We start from the raw sequence: 18,725 nt of genomic DNA, 5'->3' as shown, positions 1-18,725 counted from the left end.
TAAGCGTTGCATGTGACCCTAAATCATTTATCTAGACGCGCAACCAGTTCCATGAACCAGTCACCTTAGAGCGTTCACCTAGGTTCAAGGCCATCGTAATCAGGCGTTAAATCACCGTGCCGCACTCCGTTTTATACAAAGATCGCCAAATCATATTGGGATTAGAAAGCAGTTGCGATGAAACAGCTGCAGCGGTGGTGGTCTTTGAGGCTGGGCACGCGTACGTTGCCTCTAGCATCATCGCCAGTCAGATTGAAGCCCATGCCCCCTATGGCGGAGTCGTTCCTGAAATTGCTGCGCGCGCCCATGTGGCGATCATGGATCAAACCGTCCTTAAAGCCTTAGAGCAAGCACAGCTTGGCTTTACTGATTTAACAGGTGTCGCTGCAACCGCAGGCCCTGGACTGATCGGAGGCGTCATGGTTGGCCTTTTGACGGCTAAAGCCATAGCCCTTGCACAGGGTCTGCCGATGGTGGGGGTCAATCATTTGGAGGGGCACGCTTTATCACCGCGTCTGGAAGCTGACGTTCCATTCCCTTATCTCTTGCTCTTGGTTTCAGGTGGGCATTGTCAATTATTGGCGGTGAAAGGGGTTGGGGATTATCAGCGTTTAGGATCCACCATTGATGATGCAGTTGGCGAAGCTTTTGACAAAACCGCTAAGATTCTTGGCCTTGCTTATCCGGGTGGACCAGCGGTTGAACATGCGGCCCAATCGGGCGACCCAAAGCGATTTGACCTACCAAGGCCACTTAAAGGGCGCCCTGGATGTGACTTTTCTTTTGCAGGCCTCAAAACTGCGGTTGCACGCGCGGCTGCAATCCTTTCGCCTTTAAGCGCGCAAGACATCAATGATATGTGCGCCAGTTTTCAAGCTGCAATTGGTGACGTGCTGGTTGATCGAACCCGTCAAGCGATGGCGTCTTTGCCTCTGCCAGCAGAAGTGCCTGGTCGGTTTGTTGTGGCAGGCGGGGTTGCGGCCAATGAAACGGTGCGTGCGCGCTTAAAGGAACTATGTGACGAACAAGGCTGGTCTTTCTTTGCCCCTGCGTTGGATTATTGCGGGGATAATGCTGCTATGATCGCTTTGGCAGGGGCAGAGCGCTTGGCCCTTGGTTTATCGGATGGCCTAGGCGTACACGCGCGCTCACGCTGGCCGCTCGACGGCGATGCTGCCCATGCTGCACCTAAGTTTAAAACGGGTCGTAAAGGCCCAAAAGTTTAAAACACGTTGACTCAGGGTTTCGACTTTATGATATTTCTTACTTATGATATTTCTTAGCGATGAATGAAGCTAAGATCAAAGGCCCTGCGTCTTACTTTCCCGCTATTGAGAAGCAATATGGGCGCCCCATTGCTGAATGGAAGTCTCTGGTGCGGGCTGCACGCCCAGCCAAGCACATGCAACTTGTCTCCATGTTGAAGGAGCAATACGGAATGGGACATGGCCATGCCAATGCTATTGTTGCTTATTGTCTTTCAGAGGGCGATAGTGAGGTGCCCACAAGGGGACGAGATGGAGAATAGTTGGGGACGAGAGGGGAGCCATAAATGCCAAATAGGATTGCTCAAACAGGCGCACTTTCCTATCCATATGGCCTTCGATCAGGCCATAGACATTGCGTTGCTGCATCCTTTTGCATGGCCAAGCGTGGATAGAACTTGTCCATGATCGTTATGGCGGGTTCTAGCTCTTTAACTTAAGACCGTCACACAGATTTTAGCCGCAGGCATCTTGAAACGTCAGACCTGCGGCCACTTTGGTGTCGAATTCAAAAAAAATGCCGCCAGAGGGGGAGTTCTGGCGGCACTGGGTTACGTCTATCTTGGGGTAGAGTCTTTGAATTGCATAGGCTTAATAGCCGGCAACACGAACAGCTAATTGGCTGATTGGCGTCAATACCACCGCCACACAAAGGCTGGCTAGGATTAGGCTCCAAGCAGATGGAAAAGAATCATGAGAGGTCATGGAGAGGTTCCGTTTCTTTGTTTCTTATTGTTTTATATAAGTGCACACAATATGCTTGTCAATGAATGATTTGCATATTATTCATTATTTATCAGTCAAGCCCGTTGCCAGCAGACCTGCTTTCATACTCTGGCGATATTCTGGAGGAATTAGCGCTTGATCAGGCCCTTAAAGATCAGATCCATCGTGCCTTCCAATTCACGTCGCAATGTGTCAAGAGAAAAGCAATTATGCAATTGTGGATAGCGGAACTTCATAGTTGCGCATTGTATCATCTCTGCAAGCCTGTTGATATCTTCATTGGGCGCAAATAAACCATCTTCAATGCCGTCTTTCAAAATGCTTGACAAATACACACGTTCATTCGCCAGCCTGCGATTGACATAAGATGGCCGCTCTCGCCCAATGGCTTGGGCAAGCTCAAAAATCTTTTGGCTCTCGTCAATCATGGTGAAAGTATAATCTAAAAGTGCACGGTGATGCTCAATCAATCGCTCAGCTGCCGATTTTGGCAAAGCGCCAATAGACGCCATCATCGCTTCTTCATCAGATTCATGGGCCAAGGCATAAGCTTCAGCAATGTCAAGTTTAGAAGGGAAAAATCGATAGAGATTGCCAGTAGACATTTTAAGATCAGCTGCGATCTCAGACATAGTCGTCTTGGCATAGCCATAATGCTGGAAACGTCGCCCAGCAGCTGCTAAAATTTTTTGCCGGGTCTGCTCTTTATCGTCCATATCCATAGTCTAGACTTAAAATGATGAACAATCAACAAAATGTTCAGTTTTTACAAAAGTGACGCCAGCGTCAAATATACTTCGAAATAGGGACTTAAATGGCGAAGATTGGGATTGTTGGTGGAGGGGCTTGGGGGACCGCTTTAGCGCAAGTTGCTGCGCAAGCCGGTCATGATGTTACGCTTTGGGCGCGTGAGGCAGAGGTGGTGGCCAGTGTGAATTCCACGCAAACCAATCAGATGTTTCTGCCCAATATTGGCTTATCATCGGCCATAAGCGCAACAGGAACTCTGGCCGATCTGAGAAACGCCGAGCTAATTTTAGCGGTGGTTCCCGCGCAATTCATGCGCCAAGCTCTGATAGAATTGCAAGGCTTTGTACGTCCTGATCTCCCTATAATCTTATGCTCCAAAGGAATAGAGCAAGGCACTCACAAGCTGATGACTCAAGTGTTGGAGGATGTTTTTCCCCAAGCTTGTGGGGCAGTTTTATCGGGGCCAAGCTTTGCCAAGGATGTGGCCATTGGCTTGCCGACAGCTGTAACATTGGCCTGTCAAAATCCCAAGATCGGAGCCGATCTAGTGCGCATGATCGGCATCGCAACTTTTAGACCTTATTTATCGCTTGATCTGATTGGTGCAGAAATAGGTGGAGCAGTTAAAAATGTGTTGGCAATAGGGTGTGGTATGGCGCAAGGTAAAGGCTTAGGTGAAAGTGCGCGGGCTGCATTGATCACGCGCGGCTTTGCCGAAATGACCCGATTGGGCGTGGCGATGGGGGCAGACACGCGAACCTTAGCTGGACTATGTGGACTTGGCGATCTGGTTTTAACGTGTTCCAGCACCAACTCACGCAATTTTGCGCTCGGATTAGCACTTGGGCAGGGCCACTCACTCCAAGCGGCCTTAGCAGGCAAGCAAAGTGTTGCTGAAGGTGCGGCCACGGCTCCTGCCTTGCTTGATCTTGCTTCCAGCTACCAAACTTCGATGCCGATATGTGAAGCTGTGGCTGCGGTCTTGTCTGGTCAAGTCGATGTTGGCCAAGCCATTGGTCAATTACTATCGCGACCCTTTAAGCATGAGACAGATTAATGGCGCTCTTTATCGTAACCTGCTTGGACAAGCCCAGCTCCCTGGAGCTTCGCCTCGCAACCCGCCCCGACCATTTAGCCTATATAAGACGATGTGGCCAAGGGGTGAAATTGGCAGGACCAATCCTATCGGATCCTGAAAGAAGGCCCATTGGCTCGCACTTTATAGTGGATGTGGCCGATCTGGAAGAAGCGAAAGCTTTCGCGCAACAAGACCCCTATGCTTTAGTTGGTTTGTTCGAAAGCCAAGTGATCCATCCATTTCAAATCACCATCGGGGCACTTGTCGAATAGACCCAGTCGAATATACCCAAACGTCAAACGCCCGGTCCCAGGGACCGGGCGTTCAGACAATGTATGCACAAGGCATCGTGTCTGAGCCGGAGACTAAACCAGCGAATTGAACAAATACTGGATCTGCAGGCGGGGGGACGACGCCGATCCAGTATCTTACGTCCATGAGTGATACAATAGACACAATAAAAAAGAAAAGCAAGATTAAAAGTAATTAATTCTTGCGTGTGATGCATTTATCACAACAAATCACGGGTTTGGTATTTGGCGGGTAAGTTTTAAAGAATTGAGATGACGTCAAGGGAGCCAATTCGTCTGGGACGGCTTTGGTGCAGGCCCTGCCTTCCCCAAAGGCCTAGCTCCATTATTTGTGGGCGATTTGACGGGTCAAGTCCGCTTCGCGCCCCTGACGCGGGTTTGGTTCTTTAGAACCAAGTTGCGCGTTAAAATTAAGAATTTAGGTCCGCGTCTTTTAAGTAGAAAAGAAGCGGACCTAGGGCGGCAGCTTTCCAAAGGAAAGCTGGACTTGACGCGACAAAACGCCCGGTCATGCTTGTTAAGCGGTTTTGGGCCACAATGGGCACCAAAAGCGCGTCTAAGTCTCTTGGGTTTAGGAAGCCTCAAACTTCGACATGATAATCTTTGCCCAAAAACACTAATTCTTCGGATCATATCGTTTTTGTGGACCTGGGGCTTGAAATAAGCTGCCATCGATCGGGCCTTTGGACTGTGGATCTAACAAAGTCACCTGTGTCACACGGCCTTGGCGGTCGGTGATGGTCCATTCCCGCAAGCTCTCGTTGGCCTCATCATAGATCACGGTCAATTCACCATCGGCTTGGCGTGCCTTGTCGCGCAACGTCACCTTCAACAGGCTGCCCTGACGCACAAGTCCTGTTAACGCCACATCTTGTTCTAAATTCACATTGGACTTGAGCAAAAAATAAAGCGGGGTTTTGCGCAGGGGATAGCGATCGGTTGTGCGCAGCTTACGGTCTTGCAGGCTAACGGTGCTGCCATCGCTGATCAGTAATAAGGGTGAAGGCGCATCATATTCAAACCGCACTTTGCCCGGGCGCTGTAACCAGAAACGGCCTGCCACCAAGCTGCCATCCGGGTTGGTTTGACGAAACCTGCCAGAAAGACGGGTGATCGCATTGATCGATTGGCTCAGCCGCACGATCACCGCGCTACGTTGATCGGCACCAATGGCTTGGGCTTGCGCGCCATGGGGCAGCAATAAAGTGGCTGCTGCCACGAGTAATGATCGTCTATGCATGGTTGAACCTTGGGCTGGTCTTACGGCAAATGTAAGGCTAACACCGCTTCGGCATTCACCCATGATCAGGCAATAGAATTTCGCGTTTGCCCGCATGATTGGGTTGGCTGATCATGCCTTCTTGCTCCATGCGTTCAATCAGGCTTGCTGCGCGATTATAACCCAAAGAGAGACGCCGTTGCAGATAGGACGTGGAGGCTTTACGGTCGCGCGCCACGATGGCGACTGCGCGGTCAAAAAGATCATTTGATCCCGCCAGACCCTCAAATTCACCGCCATCGCCATAAGGGCCATCTTCATCGGCGTCGGCCGTGATTTCGTCAAAATATTCCGGTGCGCCTTGCGCTTTCAAGCTTGCGACAATTTCTTCCACCTCTTGATCGGCCACAAACGGGCCATGCAGGCGGCGCATTTTTCCGCCTTGGGCCATGTAAAGTAAATCGCCTTGACCCAATAATTGCTCTGCGCCCTGCTCACCCAAAATGGTGCGGCTGTCGATCTTGGAAGTGACCGAGTAAGAGATACGGGTTGGAAAATTGGCTTTAATCGTGCCGGTGATGACATCCACCGAAGGACGTTGGGTGGCCATGATGAGATGAATACCCGCAGCGCGCGCCATTTGCGCCAAGCGTTGTACGGCCCCTTCAATATCCTTGCCAGCCACCAGCATCAAATCGGCCATCTCGTCGATCACCACGACGATATAGGGCATATGGTCAAGCTCAAAGGTCTCAGTCTCATAGATCGGCTTGCCGGTTTCGCGGTCCCAGCCGGTCTGCATCGTGCGTGAAAAGGTTTCTTGATTGGCCAAGGCTTCGGCGGCGCGTTGATTATAGCCCGCAATGTTGCGCACGCCGATCTTTGACATTTTACGGTAGCGATCTTCCATCTCGCGCACCGCCCATTTAAGGGCTGCGACCGCTTTCTTGGGATCGGTCACAACCGGGGCCAACAGATGGGGGATGCCGTCATAGACCGAAAGCTCCAACATCTTAGGATCAATCATGATGAAGCGGCATTGTTGGGGCGTCATCTTATAAAGAAGCGACAAGATCATGGCATTGATCCCGACCGACTTGCCAGATCCTGTGGTCCCTGCAATCAATAAATGCGGCATGCGGGCAAGATCAGCAACTGAAGGTTCCCCACCGATGGTTTCGCCTAAAGCCAAAGGCAATTCTTGACGGCCATTCTCATAATCATGGGTCGAGAGCAATTCGCGCAGATAGACCGTTTCACGCCGTGCATTGGGTAGCTCAATCCCAATCGCGTTGCGGCCAGGAACCACGGCAATTCGGCATGCTTGCACGGACATGGAGCGCGCAACATCATCGGCCAGCCCAATCACGCGCGCTGATTTAACCCCAGCTGCTGGTTCTAATTCATAAAGCGTCACAACTGGGCCCGGACGTACGTTTAATATCTCACCTTTGACGCCAAAATCGCTTAAAACCGTCATCAACAGGCGGGCATTTTGTTTCAGCCCCGCTTCATCATGATGGGTAACGCGTGGCTTGGGCTTGGCCAATAGATCAAGGCGTGGCAGCTGGAACTTGGGTCCAGTAGTATATATGGGCAATTCGCCTTGCGCCTCGCGTATGGCACGTGGTGATTGCTTAGGGCTTTTAGGGAGTTCAACTGGAATATCCTCATCGAGAAAATCTGCGGATAAAGGACCAACCTGTTTGGAACTTGCGCCATGGACTTCAGGCCCGCGCCATTTATCACGGGCAAGGCTTGATCTAGCATTTGGGGGAGCAAAGCGGGCGGCAATGGCTGCGATATCGTTTGGATCTGTCGGTTCAAAGCGCGATGAGAGCGCGTTTATTCGCTGCTGGGCTGTGGTGCGTTTAGAGCTCGTTAGGCTTCGCGCGAGTGTATTAAGACCGACCAGTAGGCTAGCCCATAAGGATGATAAGGCTTCAACCACCGCATTAAAATCAGACCGCTTGAGCTGTAAGGCTACCCCGCCACACACCAAAGCGCCCACAAGCGCTAACACCGCGCCAAATCCTTGGCCACCTTGTGTCCCTGAAAAGGGCAAAGCCAGCAGATCTAACAGCCAATCACCAATCAGGCCCCCAAGGCCTGCGCGCATTGGCCAACCTTGAGCATTAGGCAAGCCAGAAACTGCCGCAGCAAACAAAAAAACACCAAGGCCCGCGAGCCAACTCCGCAATCTAATGTGCGCAACCCCACCAGGCCCTTTGAGTATCGCAAGGAGGCATAATGCGATCAAAGCCAGCAAAGCAGGAATAAGTGCGATACCCAACACCTGGAGCACAAAGTCGGCTAGGATTGCACCGGGTTGGCCTAACCAATTGGTGGGCTCTTTGGCACCTGAAACATTCCAGCTTGGGTCACGGGCGTTGAAAGTCATCGCCGCCACACTGAGGACAGAACCACCCAAAACCCCAGCGCCAAGCAGAACATCGCGCCTTATGCGATGAAGCCACCCAATGCCTTCCGTTTTCATCCGCAAGCGTGCGCCCATGATCTATCCCCATCTATTCCCGATGATCTTTTTCTTTACGCCCTTTGGAGGCTTGTGATTTAGAGATACAAAGGGTTAGTGTGGTTATCACCCCGTTAAATTAACTGATTGAATTGGATATAAGCCGACGAATTTGACAGTTTTTGGTACTGTTCATTCAGATCACCATCGTGAACCACTTGAATGCCAAACTGGCTTAAACAACTCAGTATCGGTCAAGATTGGTCCAAAAACCAAGATAGTATGCATACTTGCTTTGTTCGCTTGGCGATGCTTGCGCCTAAATTGCATGAATTTTGGCAGTGTTTAGCTATCTCAAGTCATCAGGCTACAAGCATTACAAGCCCAAAGATGGGCTAAGTTTTAAAAGACAAAGCATCAACCATGATTGACTGACCTACTTAGTCAAGTTTGTAATGCAATCATGCCGAACCTTAGTTTCGCTTCGCGCTCCAAGCCATTAGAAAGTTACGCCCGTCCGACAAGGTTTGCCCTTGGATCAAGGAATTGTTTCGGATCCGGCCGGAATGCCAATAGGTCCCCGATTGATCAGAAGTTCGCCCTGCAAAAATCAAATCATTGCCTTTGACGATATAGCGTCCATTCTGGATCTCGCTGCCATAAAAGGTGCCTTTGAACGTGCCTGCCGTTACTTCGCTGACCACAAATTGGGTTTTGCTCGGCTCACTATTGGCTTGAGAAAACAAAGACACGTCCCAAGAGCCAATCAAGCTTGATGGAGTGGGGGCGATTTCAGCTTTTACTTCGGCCTCATTGACATCTATGCTGATGCATCCTGCCAAAACACTCGTCAAAGCAAGGGCAAAAACAAACGCCCTATTCAGTTTTTTAATCATAACATCACCTTGTAAAAACAACTTCATCCGCCACGGTGCGACAAACCAAATCATGGTGCCAGATGCAGCCATGGCTGACCAGTTAAAACCTTGTAAGGTGTCGTTTGCACGAAACTTGTAAAGTGTCGTTTGCACGAAAAATGAGGATTAGATTCCCAATTTATCTTGACACAATAACATATTTGTGATCGCTATCAATAAAGAACTTAAGCCATCTCCCAGTTGGGCGCGCGATGATAAGCGCTAGGAATTAGCGCCCAATGATTGGCGCCATTTAAAGGTGCCATTAATTAGATGCCATAGGTCTTGGCAAAAAAGGGGGATCATTGTTTCCTGAGGGGTCATAGGAAACCGATGCCAATCGGGTTTTAGCATTTCCAAAAATTTTTAGTCAGAAAATCTCTGGCAAAAATAATCTCTGGCAAAAAAATCTGACATATTAGGAGCCCGACATGAGGTGCTCAACTATAGTCACGTTCTTGTAACAAAACCTGATCACAACTGAAGATCCAAGAGAATTCCTACAAGAGTATTGATGTATGACACAATGAGTAGATTGTTACAAAATGGGCTTATGGTTTACCAAGAAACTTGCCCGCGCAGGCGAGCCGCATTGCGTAATAGAGTATAGAAAACCAGCTTAACCATAGAGACAGGAGGGAAATGTCGATGAAACGCAACGGAAAGTTAATGCGTGCAGCTCTTGCTGCTTCAGCTTGGCTGATGACTTCTGGTCTCGCTCCTCAAGCACAGCCACGGATTACTGTCGAGGACCTGGCATTGTGCAGTTCTGAGATCGCTGAATTTCATCGGGCAGACATTCGTTACCGCCAAAAGTCGGCGGACGAAATTTGCGCCAAGGCGAGGGATAATTCGCTTTATGCACCAAGATGCCGTGAGCTGACCGACAAGGCCAATCTGTCCGCCGGCACCAGCGATATGGCATGGTACATCAGAGGGAATGATCACGATGATGACGATTGTCAGACGTCGTCTTACCCTTGCTACAGCTACAAAACCGATACAGCTGATCTTAATCTGGATACTCCCGATGCCGAGGCGTTAAACCGAAGAACGGCAGCTGGGGAATTTGATCTTCCGACCGAAGCAGAACGCAAAAATGGGCACCCAGATTTCGCTAAGCAGTATATGCAAGTCTGTTTGGCGCGAATCTGGGTAGCAAAGAAGGATGGGGTTGCGTTCACACCGTTTGGCACCCAACAGGTATCTTTAACGCCAAAGATCAGCACCGGTTCAAGCGCTCAATCGGGCGCTGGTTCTGGCGGCGATTCTGCGTGCGCGGATTCGCCTGACGCCACCCTTGAACGCGTCAGAAAAGAGGTGGACGATTACTTGCGCCAGAACTCAATCACGCCGCCGGCCATGGGTGGAGTAGACGCCGTCACGTCCCTCGCAGAAACTCAGTTTTTTATGCACTTATCCTCGACATACCTCAAGCAGATCGAGCTGCACCGCGCGTGTCTGGGGACGATATATGCTTCCACAAAAGCTGAATTTGAAGAATATTTCAAGAATTCCGTGCAGATGTGCCGCCAACTGTCGAGCAACCCGTCTGATTGTTCGCCAATCGTGCCTTTGACTTCAATTGCCGCTTCGCAGTCATCACCGAATGACCAAGGTGACAAGATCGCCGCCTGCACCAAAGAGGCAACCCAGCTACAATTGAGTTCCCAGAAATGGTCCGGCAATGTTAATGACATATCGGCACGACTGGGCTTGATGCAGCGCGATTTATTCCAAGGCCGCTGTGCCGGTCATCCAGAAGCAGCCGCCTATATTGCCGGCGCTAACAAAATGATTGGATATGGCGGTAATCCAAGTGCTGTTAGTGGGGCTCCACCAATGGGCAGCGCCTCGGGATCATCCCCTACATTAACGACTGCAGGTCATGACACGTCTGCTTCGTCCACCAGTAGCTCAACGGATTCAAGCGTTCAAGATTTTCCAATTCCCGACAGGAACGATTGTTTGCGAGTTATAGAACAAACCCGTGGCCAGGAATGCGGGCGACCTAATTCTCTGTTGGTCAAAATCAAAAATATATGTCCTCAAACCCTACGGATGCACCTTTGCGTGTTCAACAGTAAAGACAAATCTTGGGAGTGTGGTTCTTCAACGGGGCGTGCTGGGGAACGCGATATGGATGATGTACTTCAATATGCCTGCGATTCCGATGGTCGGTTTATCTATGCCGCTTGCAGTGAGGAGGCCATAAAGGGAAAATACCGAAACGACAATTGCGGCGGTAATCCCAATAAGGCTGGCAAGCATGCGATGTTACCGCCCAATTGATTTCGTTATAATCGCTAGGCAAGGTTGGCTGGCCAAGGTTGGCTAGCTTAGTAAAACCATATAAAGTTAAGCCTATTGATTGGTAGAGGGATGATTTCACAATGGCTTATTCACGCAGAACGCTTTTGGGTGGTTTGGTTGGCGGGCTGGGTGGCTTCTCTCTTCCAATTGTGGTGGGCAATGCGATGGGTGGCGCGCTAAGCGCTGCGGATCAAGCCTTTTCAAAACTTGCAGTGAGCTGGCTCGACCAATCCATGCGGTTTAATCCCGTTGCGGCAACTGCCATTGGTGATCACCGCTTTGATGCCTTAATGACCGACTTTAGCCCCAAGGGGCGCGCCGCCGCGCTCGATTTTGCCAAAACGACGCTTCGAGCGCTCAAAGCAATTGACTCAGAATCGTTGTCACGGGCCAATCAAGTCGATGCCTCTATGTTGGCAAATGCTTTGGAGTCGCAGATTTGGACCACTGAAATTGGTCAGGACTGGGCTTGGAACCCACTGGTTTGGCAGGAAGTCGCAGGCGGGGCGATTTATAGCTTGATGGCGCGTGAGTTTGCGCCCTTGCCCACCCGCCTCATCCGTGCAACGGCACGCATGAACGCCATACCCGCGTTTTTGGCAGAAACCCGCGCTTCGTTGGTGCCAGCACGCGTGCCAATGCCCCATGCGGTGACCTATGCCGCGCAAAACAAGGGGCTGAAATCGATCCTTTCAGAAATGATCACACCAAATTTGTCGGCGTTGGAAGGCAAAGATCGCGCGGCTTTGGAAGCGGCCATGGCGGTGTTTAGCGCGGCCATTGATAGCCACCAAAGCTGGATTGAGACGGTTTTGGTTCCTGCCGCACAAGGTGAGTTTCGTGCCGGGGCCGCGCGGTTTGATCAACAATTACGCTATACTTTGCTGTCGCCCTTAAGCCGTCAAGACATTCGCACCCGCGCCGAAGCGGCGGTGATTGAGGTGCGTGCAAAGATGTACCATGCCGCATGCATGGCGCTCAAAGGGGTCGCCGATGCGCCACCAACGCCTGCCAATCCAACTGATGCGCAACGCCAAAATGCCATTCGCGCCGCCCTTGACCTCGCAGCAGCCGATCGGCCCGCGCGTCATGCATTGGTGGAAACCTCGACCAAAGCGACCCAGATTGCGCGCGAATTTGTTGTTGCTAAGGATTTGATCACGCTGCCCGAAGGACCGGTTCGCATCATTTTGATGCCAGAGTTTCAGCGTGGCTTTGCCGTTGCTTATTGCGATAGCCCAGGCCCACTCGAAAAGCATTTGGACACGTTTTATGCCGTCTCCCCCATCCCTGATGAGTGGAGTGAAGAGCAAGCGATCTCCTTCACGCGCGAATATAATCGCCGGGCCATTCAAGATATTGCGGTCCACGAAGCCATGCCTGGCCATTATGTGCAGATTTTCCATGCCAATGCCTATCCCTCAATCCTGCGCGCGGTTTTAAGCTCTGGCTCCTTTGTCGAAGGCTGGGCGGTTTATGGGGAAACGATGATGGTAGAGGAAGGCTTTATGGCGGACGACCCCCTCTACCACCTCACCCAATTAAAAATCCTTCTGCGCGCTATTTCCAATGCCATTATCGATCAAGCCATTCATGTCGATGGGTGGAGTGAGGCCCAAGTCATGACTTTCCTGACGCAGACCGCCTTCCAAGAAGAACGCGAAGCTGCGGGCAAGTGGCGGCGTGCCCAGCTGTCCATAACCCAATTGTCGACCTATTTTGTCGGCTTTAGTGAACATATGGAGGCGCGCGCCGCGGCTAAAGCCAAGCAGGGCAGTGCTTTCTCGCTTAAGGCCTATCATGATGGGATTTTAAGCTTTGGTTCCCCGCCTGTACGCTATGCCCGCGCTTTATTATTGGATGAGGCGATCGTTTAAGCGGTTTTTGGCACCAATGTGATCAAGGGCTGGGGAAGGCCTGCTTGGCTAAAGGCTTTGGCAATGGCTTTTTGGCTGTCATAAATCACCTGCCAATAATGATCATGGTGGCAAAAAGGCCGCACGATCAGCTTGGGGCCTGCTTCACTAAATTCAATCACCTCAAGGGTCGGGGCGGGCTCTGCACACACATTGGGTATGGCTAAAAGGGTCGCGCGCAGCAAGGTGATCGCGCTGTCGGGTTCAAGGGTGGCTGGCAATTGAGCGCGCATTTCAACTGCCCGGTATGGATTGGCTGAGTAGTTTTGGATGATGGCGGTAGAAACCGCATTGTTGCCAATGATGGTTCGCACATGCTCGGTCGAATTAAGGGTGGTCGAAAAGACGCCGATTTCAAGGACGGTGCCGGTGATCCCATTAACGGTCACAACATCGCCAACTTTAAATGGCTTAAACAGGATCAAAAAAACCCCAGCCGCGAAGTTGGCCAATAGTCCAGACCACGCTGCCCCAATTGCCAAGCCCGCTGCCGCCACCAAAGCGGCCAGACTTGTGGTTTCGATCCCAAACACATTGAGGATCGCGATAACCAAAAAAATATTGAGCCCAATAGAGATAATCGCCCCGATCCACATCTTGATCGTGGGGTCCATTGGGTTCAGCACCAAGGCGCGCCGCACCGCCTTTTGGAGGAGGCCAATGACAAAGCGACCGCCCACCCATAACGCAATCGCGCCCAATAATTTCATGCCCACGGATAGGGCCATCGGCAGTAGATAGGTTTCGATCTGGTTCATTGGGGGCATGTCATTTCATAGCTGGAGATAAACGGTGGGGGCGGCTATCTCAGGGATTGGCCGAATGCGCGTTACTTATGCGCATCAGCATAAGCTTTGAGGACTTGTTGCATTTTCTTGATATGGCCCTTGCCGTCGCTCTGCTTAAGAAAGAAATCATAGACTTCTGAATTGAGCCGCAGGTGCACAGACTTACGTGGTGTCGGCTCTTGTATAACAGCGTCTGCCCAAAACGCCGAGCCAAGATCAGGTCCGTCTGGCGCTTCGGGATCATGCAACAATTGCCCGCGTGCGCGCATGGATTTGAGGTCATCCAGTGTTGCTTCTTTCATAGTGTTCCCTTTCACGTCGTCCTGACCTCCAAGCCGTGATCAGGCGGTATTTGCCGTCTCGGATCGTGTAGATAAGTGTGAAATAATCTAATTCCACTTTACCAATCGCTATCCAGCGCACTTCGCCGTAATCTTTTCTGTTGTCGATTTTTGTAAGGATGGGGCCTTCAAAAATCAGGGCTGCATATAACAAGTCTACGCTGTGTTCCTTGAGAACCCGATCTCGCTTTTTTTCGTCCCATTGAAAGACGATGCGTTCTTGGATGTTCTGCGTGGTTCGCTTCAGTCAATTAACTCCGGCGATTAGAAATGCTGCATCTGATTTTGTGTATCTTATTTGTGTACACAAATCAACCCAAACCCTACCCCGCGCCACCCACAGTCAAGCCGCCAATGCGCAGGGTCGGTTGGCCAACGCCGACGGGGACGGATTGGCCCGCTTTGCCGCAGGTTCCCACGCCATGGTCGAGGGTGGCGTCATTGCCAATCATAGAGATTTTTGTCAGCGAAGTTGGCCCGTCGCCTATCAGGCTCGCCCCTTTAACCGGGGCGATGATCTTGCCATTTTCAACCAAATAGGCCTCCGTGCATTGAAACACGAACTTGCCGGATGTAATATCGACCGAGCCACCGCCAAAATGGGTGGCGTAAATGCCGCGCTTTAAGCTTGTGATAATTTCGTTTGGATCAAGCGCACCTGATTCCATCATCGTATTGGTCATGCGCGGCATCGGGCTATGGGCATAGCTTTCGCGCCGTCCATTGCCGGTCGGCACAACGCCCATCAAGCGGGCATTCATGCGGTCCTGCAGATAGCCGACCAATATCCCATCCTCGATCAAAACCGTGCGCTGGGTGGGCGTGCCTTCATCATCAATGGTCAAAGAACCACGCCGATCCGCCAATGTGCCATCATCTACCACTGTCACGCCGGGCGAGGCGACGCGTTGGCCAATTTTGCCCGAAAAGGCACTGGTTCCTTTGCGGTTAAAGTCCCCTTCAAGGCCATGCCCCACTGCTTCATGGAGTAAGATACCAGGCCAGCCTGGGCCTAAGACCACATCCATCTCACCCACAGGTGCCGGGACTGCGTCTAGATTAACCAGAGCAATGCGTAACGCTTCATCGGCTAAGGCTTTAAGATGGCCCGCTTCGATCCATTGGCTATAGTCCGTGCGCCCACCTGCCCCGGCAGAACCTGTTTCGCGCCGCCCATATTTTTCTGCGGTGACCGAGACATTGACCCGCACCAAGGGGCGGATATCGGTGCGAATATCGCCATCTGGGCGCATAATCGCGATCTCTTTGCGTGAGGCGGCCAAGGATACCGACACCTGTACGACGCGGGGGTCTTTTTCGCGCAAATAATAATCAATTTGCGCCAAGGTCGCGATTTTGGCTTCAAAGGCTGGTGCCGCTAATGGGTCAGCATCGCTATACAGTTTTGCATTGGTGCGCACCGGGGGCAGGGCCAAAGTACCGCTATGGCCGCGTTTGGCGATGCTGGCCGCTTTGGATGCCCGCGTCAGGGAAGCTGATGAGATTTCATTGGCGTGGGCATAGCCTGCGGCCTCTCCCGCCACGACGCGCAGTCCGAAGCCCCCATCGGAATCATAGCTTGCTGATTTTAAGCGCCCATCATCCCAAACAAAGCTTTCCCCGCGCGCGCGTTCTAAAAAGAGTTCGCCATCGTCCGCGTGATGCAAGCCATCCTTTAAAATGGCTTCAGAGCCAGCAGCAAATGCCAGCTCGCTTAAGGGTGCCAAGGCTTGATCGGTCATGCGATTTCCTTTTGTAGGCCTTTAAGATTAAGCCTTGTTGGCCTCAATGCAAATGCCAAGCACAGCCTCAAGCAAGCACACCAAAGATGCCCTACTGAATGCAATCCTGTTTCCTGTGAGTTGGCCACCTTTCCCCGAAGGGGGGTGGCGTGTTATGCGCTTGGCGGATTGAGGCAAGGATAGATTTGCCCTGCGACAAAGTGTGCGCACAATCACGCGTGACTTTTGGTCTATGCGCGCTAATTAAGCGTCAATCAGTCGCGCTGTAGAATGGGTGCAATAAGGGAGTTATGACATGCGACGTTGGCAAACAGCGGGATTGGCTGCACTTATGGGCGCGGCCACAATCGTGCAGGCAGCATGGGCCGATCAACCGGTTGATAAGGGTTTAGGTTTACAGCCGCCTGTTACCGAAGTGGCCCGCGATATTACGTTTTTCCACAATCTGGTATTGTTGCCGGTCATTGTTGCGATTTCGGTTTTTGTTGCAGGGCTGTTGGCCTATTGCATCATCCGCTTCAACAAGCGCGCGAATCCTGTTCCAGCAAAATTCACCCATAACACCACGATTGAAGTGGTTTGGACTTTTATCCCGGTTTTGATTCTGGTCGGTATCTCACTTTTTTCCTTCCCGCTTCTCTACAAAGAAGATCAAACCCCCGCTAAATATGACATGACGCTAAAGGTGACCGGCCACCAATGGTATTGGAGCTATGAGTATCCAGACTATGATGGCATTGGGTTTGATGCCAATATTTTGGCCAAGGACGAGGCAACAGCCGCTGGCAAGCCATATCTTTTGGGCACCGATAATGCTGTAATAGTGCCAGTCAATAAAACCGTGCGCGTTCAAGTTACCGCTTCTGATGTTATTCATTCGTGGTCGATGTCTTCCTTTGGTGTGAAGATGGACGCAGTTCCAGGCCGTTTGAACGAAGCTTGGTTCAAGGTTGAAAAGCCTGGCACCTATTTTGGTCAATGTTCTGAAATCTGCGGCGTAAAGCACGCTTATATGCCGATTGAAATCAAAGCCGTTCCCCAAGCTGAGTTTGATGCTTGGGTCGCGTCACAAAAATCAGCTGCTACTGGCGCAACCAATCCTACAGCGGCCCAGTTTGCTGCAAATGCACCTTCTACGGCCATATCGGCCCAAGCCAATTAAATCTCAGGGACATAGTGAACATGGCAAGCACTGCTGCGCATCTTGAAGCCCCCGCGATGGCGGATTTGACGGACCGCCCTTCGGTCTACAATCCTCTCCGTTGGCTTTTGTCGACCAACCACAAAGACATTGGCACCATGTATCTGGTGTTTGCGATTTTCGCAGGCATTTTTGGTGGTGCCTTATCTGGAATGATCCGGATGGAGTTGATGGAGCCCGGCCTGCAATTTTTTGGCGTCACCGGCGATCCAACAGCCCAAGGGCCTTGGGGCAACGCACACAATTACAATGTGGTGGTCACCATGCATGGGTTGATCATGATCTTCTTCATGGTCATGCCTGCCATGATTGGCGGCTTTGGCAATTGGTTTGTGCCTTTACATATTGGTGCGCCCGATATGGCCTTCCCACGGATGAACAACATCTCGTTCTGGCTTTTGCCTTTCTCCTTTGCTTTGGGCGCGCTTTCCATGATTGTGCCAGGTCAAGGGGCAGATCCAGGCTTTGGCGGGGGCTGGGTTCTTTATCCACCCTTGTCAACCTCAGGCCATAATGGGCCTTCGATGGATTTGTTGATCTTATCGCTTCACATTGCAGGCATCAGCTCGATTTTGGGTGCGATCAATTTCATCACCACCATTTTCAACATGCGCGCACCGGGCATAACTTTGCACAAAATGCCCTTGTTCGTATGGTCGGTTTTGGTCACAGTTTGGTTGTTGTTGTTGTCCTTGCCTGTTTTGGCAGGTGCGATCACCATGCTTTTAACAGACCGAAACTTTGGCACGGGCTTCTTTGATCCGGCCCAAGGTGGCGACCCCATCATGTACCAGCACTTGTTCTGGTTCTTTGGTCACCCAGAGGTGTATATTTTGATCCTGCCAGGCTTTGGCATCATCAGCCACATTGTCGCCACCTTCTCCAAAAAGCCCGTGTTTGGCTATCTTGCGATGGCTTATGCCATGGTGGCGATCGGCTTTATCGGCTTTATCGTATGGGCCCACCACATGTATACGGTCGGGATGGATGTGGACCTTAAGGCCTATTTTGTGGCCGCAACCATGATTATTGCGGTACCAACCGGGATTAAGATCTTTTCGTGGATCGCCACCATGTGGGGCGGCTCCTTGGATTTCAAAACCCCGATGCTATGGGCGATTGGCTTTATCTTCCTGTTCACCGTCGGTGGTGTCACGGGCGTGGTGCTTGCCAACGCAGGCGTGGATACCGTCTTACACGACACTTATTATGTGGTCGCACACTTCCACTATGTGTTGTCCTTGGGTGCGGTGTTTGCGATCTTTGCGGGCTTCTATTACTGGATCCCGAAGATGAGTGGCCTGAAATATTCAGAAGTGCTGGGTAATGCGCATTTCTGGGTGATGTTTGTCGGTGTGAATTTGATCTTCTTCCCACAGCATTTCTTGGGCCTGCAACAAATGCCACGGCGCTATGTCGATTATCCAGAAGCCTTGGCCTTCTTCAATAAGGTCTCGTCCTATGGCTATTTCATCACAATCGCGGGCATGGCTATTTTCTTTGTGATGTTGTTGGACATGTTCGTTCTGCGCCGTCGCCCAGCAGGAGCTAACCCCTGGGGGCCTGCAGCCACCACGTTGGAGTGGACCTTGTCCTCCCCACCGCCATTCCACCAATTCTCTGAATTGCCTAAGGTTGAAGCTAAAGATCACCATTGATCTGCTGCGTAAAACCCGTGAAAT

General features: G+C 51.3%; 16 protein-coding genes. 8 read left to right on the top strand and 8 right to left on the bottom strand.

From position 1 onward, the window contains the following. The first annotated feature begins 116 nt into the window (after positions 1 to 116). The gene (gene tsaD / locus PsB1_RS06865; protein WP_284359976.1) at positions 117 to 1,226 is read left to right on the top strand and encodes a tRNA (adenosine(37)-N6)-threonylcarbamoyltransferase complex transferase subunit TsaD; all 1,110 of its coding nucleotides are present in this window, start codon (positions 117 to 119) and stop codon (positions 1,224 to 1,226) included. 59 nt (positions 1,227 to 1,285) lie between these two features. Next, positions 1,286 to 1,528, top strand: a complete 243-nt coding sequence (locus PsB1_RS06860) for a DUF4287 domain-containing protein (protein WP_284359974.1) — start codon at positions 1,286 to 1,288, stop codon at positions 1,526 to 1,528. A 591-nt stretch (positions 1,529 to 2,119) separates the two neighbouring features. Here the strand turns inward: PsB1_RS06860 and PsB1_RS06855 are convergent. Further along, the gene (locus PsB1_RS06855) at positions 2,120 to 2,707 is read right to left on the bottom strand and encodes a TetR/AcrR family transcriptional regulator (protein WP_284359973.1); all 588 of its coding nucleotides are present in this window, start codon (positions 2,705 to 2,707) and stop codon (positions 2,120 to 2,122) included. Between the two features lie 98 nt (positions 2,708 to 2,805). Here PsB1_RS06855 and PsB1_RS06850 point away from each other — a divergent pair, with 98 nt between their 5' ends. Further along, the gene (locus PsB1_RS06850) at positions 2,806 to 3,798 is read left to right on the top strand and encodes an NAD(P)H-dependent glycerol-3-phosphate dehydrogenase (protein ID WP_284359972.1); all 993 of its coding nucleotides are present in this window, start codon (positions 2,806 to 2,808) and stop codon (positions 3,796 to 3,798) included. Then, on the top strand, positions 3,798 to 4,091 hold the full coding sequence (locus tag PsB1_RS06845) for a YciI family protein (RefSeq protein WP_284359971.1): 294 nt from the start codon (positions 3,798 to 3,800) through the stop codon (positions 4,089 to 4,091). Before PsB1_RS06850 ends, PsB1_RS06845 begins: the two co-directional genes overlap by 1 nt. A 655-nt stretch (positions 4,092 to 4,746) precedes the next feature. Here the strand turns inward: PsB1_RS06845 and PsB1_RS06840 are convergent. From PsB1_RS06840 to PsB1_RS06830, 3 genes are all read right to left on the bottom strand, one after another. Further along, a complete protein-coding gene (locus PsB1_RS06840) occupies positions 4,747 to 5,370 on the bottom strand; it encodes a LolA family protein (protein WP_284359970.1) in 624 nt (207 codons plus the stop codon). A gap of 55 nt (positions 5,371 to 5,425) precedes the next feature. Continuing rightward, entirely contained in the window at positions 5,426 to 7,864 is a 2,439-nt protein-coding gene (locus tag PsB1_RS06835) for an FtsK/SpoIIIE family DNA translocase (RefSeq protein WP_284359968.1), read from the bottom strand. Between the two features lie 434 nt (positions 7,865 to 8,298). Next, complete coding sequence (locus tag PsB1_RS06830; RefSeq protein WP_284359967.1) at positions 8,299 to 8,721, bottom strand: hypothetical protein; 423 nt, start codon at positions 8,719 to 8,721, stop codon at positions 8,299 to 8,301. Positions 8,722 to 9,384: 663 nt separating this feature from the next. Here PsB1_RS06830 and PsB1_RS06825 point away from each other — a divergent pair. Then, positions 9,385 to 11,034, top strand: a complete 1,650-nt coding sequence (locus tag PsB1_RS06825; RefSeq protein WP_284359966.1) for a hypothetical protein — start codon at positions 9,385 to 9,387, stop codon at positions 11,032 to 11,034. A gap of 101 nt (positions 11,035 to 11,135) precedes the next feature. Beyond that, entirely contained in the window at positions 11,136 to 12,932 is a 1,797-nt protein-coding gene (locus PsB1_RS06820) for a DUF885 domain-containing protein (RefSeq protein WP_284359965.1), read from the top strand. Here the strand turns inward: PsB1_RS06820 and PsB1_RS06815 are convergent. The 4 genes from PsB1_RS06815 to tldD all read right to left on the bottom strand — a co-directional run bounded on the left by PsB1_RS06815 (position 12,929) and on the right by tldD (position 15,842). Next, complete coding sequence (locus tag PsB1_RS06815) at positions 12,929 to 13,738, bottom strand: mechanosensitive ion channel family protein (protein ID WP_284359963.1); 810 nt, start codon at positions 13,736 to 13,738, stop codon at positions 12,929 to 12,931. The two genes, PsB1_RS06820 and PsB1_RS06815, sit on opposite strands and share 4 nt — an antisense overlap. Positions 13,739 to 13,800: 62 nt before the next feature. Beyond that, positions 13,801 to 14,061 (bottom strand): hypothetical protein, encoded by a 261-nt coding sequence (locus PsB1_RS06810; protein ID WP_284359962.1) that lies wholly within the window; start codon positions 14,059 to 14,061, stop codon positions 13,801 to 13,803. After that, on the bottom strand, positions 14,039 to 14,314 hold the full coding sequence (locus PsB1_RS11945) for a BrnT family toxin (protein WP_420887890.1): 276 nt from the start codon (positions 14,312 to 14,314) through the stop codon (positions 14,039 to 14,041). The genes PsB1_RS06810 and PsB1_RS11945 overlap by 23 nt, the downstream gene beginning before the upstream one ends. 109 nt (positions 14,315 to 14,423) lie before the next feature. After that, entirely contained in the window at positions 14,424 to 15,842 is a 1,419-nt protein-coding gene (gene tldD / locus PsB1_RS06805; RefSeq protein ID WP_284359961.1) for a metalloprotease TldD, read from the bottom strand. A gap of 295 nt (positions 15,843 to 16,137) precedes the next feature. Between tldD and coxB the strand changes: the two genes are divergently transcribed. Together coxB and ctaD are read left to right on the top strand one after the other, a co-directional pair. Continuing rightward, a complete protein-coding gene (coxB, locus tag PsB1_RS06800; RefSeq protein ID WP_284359960.1) occupies positions 16,138 to 17,004 on the top strand; it encodes a cytochrome c oxidase subunit II in 867 nt (288 codons plus the stop codon). Positions 17,005 to 17,060: 56 nt separating this feature from the next. Then, positions 17,061 to 18,701 (top strand): cytochrome c oxidase subunit I, encoded by a 1,641-nt coding sequence (gene ctaD, locus PsB1_RS06795; protein ID WP_284360042.1) that lies wholly within the window; start codon positions 17,061 to 17,063, stop codon positions 18,699 to 18,701. Positions 18,702 to 18,725 lie beyond the last annotated feature (24 nt).

This window comes from Candidatus Phycosocius spiralis (assembly GCF_030158815.1).
GTDB lineage: Bacteria > Pseudomonadota > Alphaproteobacteria > Caulobacterales > Aquidulcibacteraceae > Aquidulcibacter > Aquidulcibacter spiralis.
This window is presented reverse-complemented; position numbering and strand designations above follow the sequence as displayed.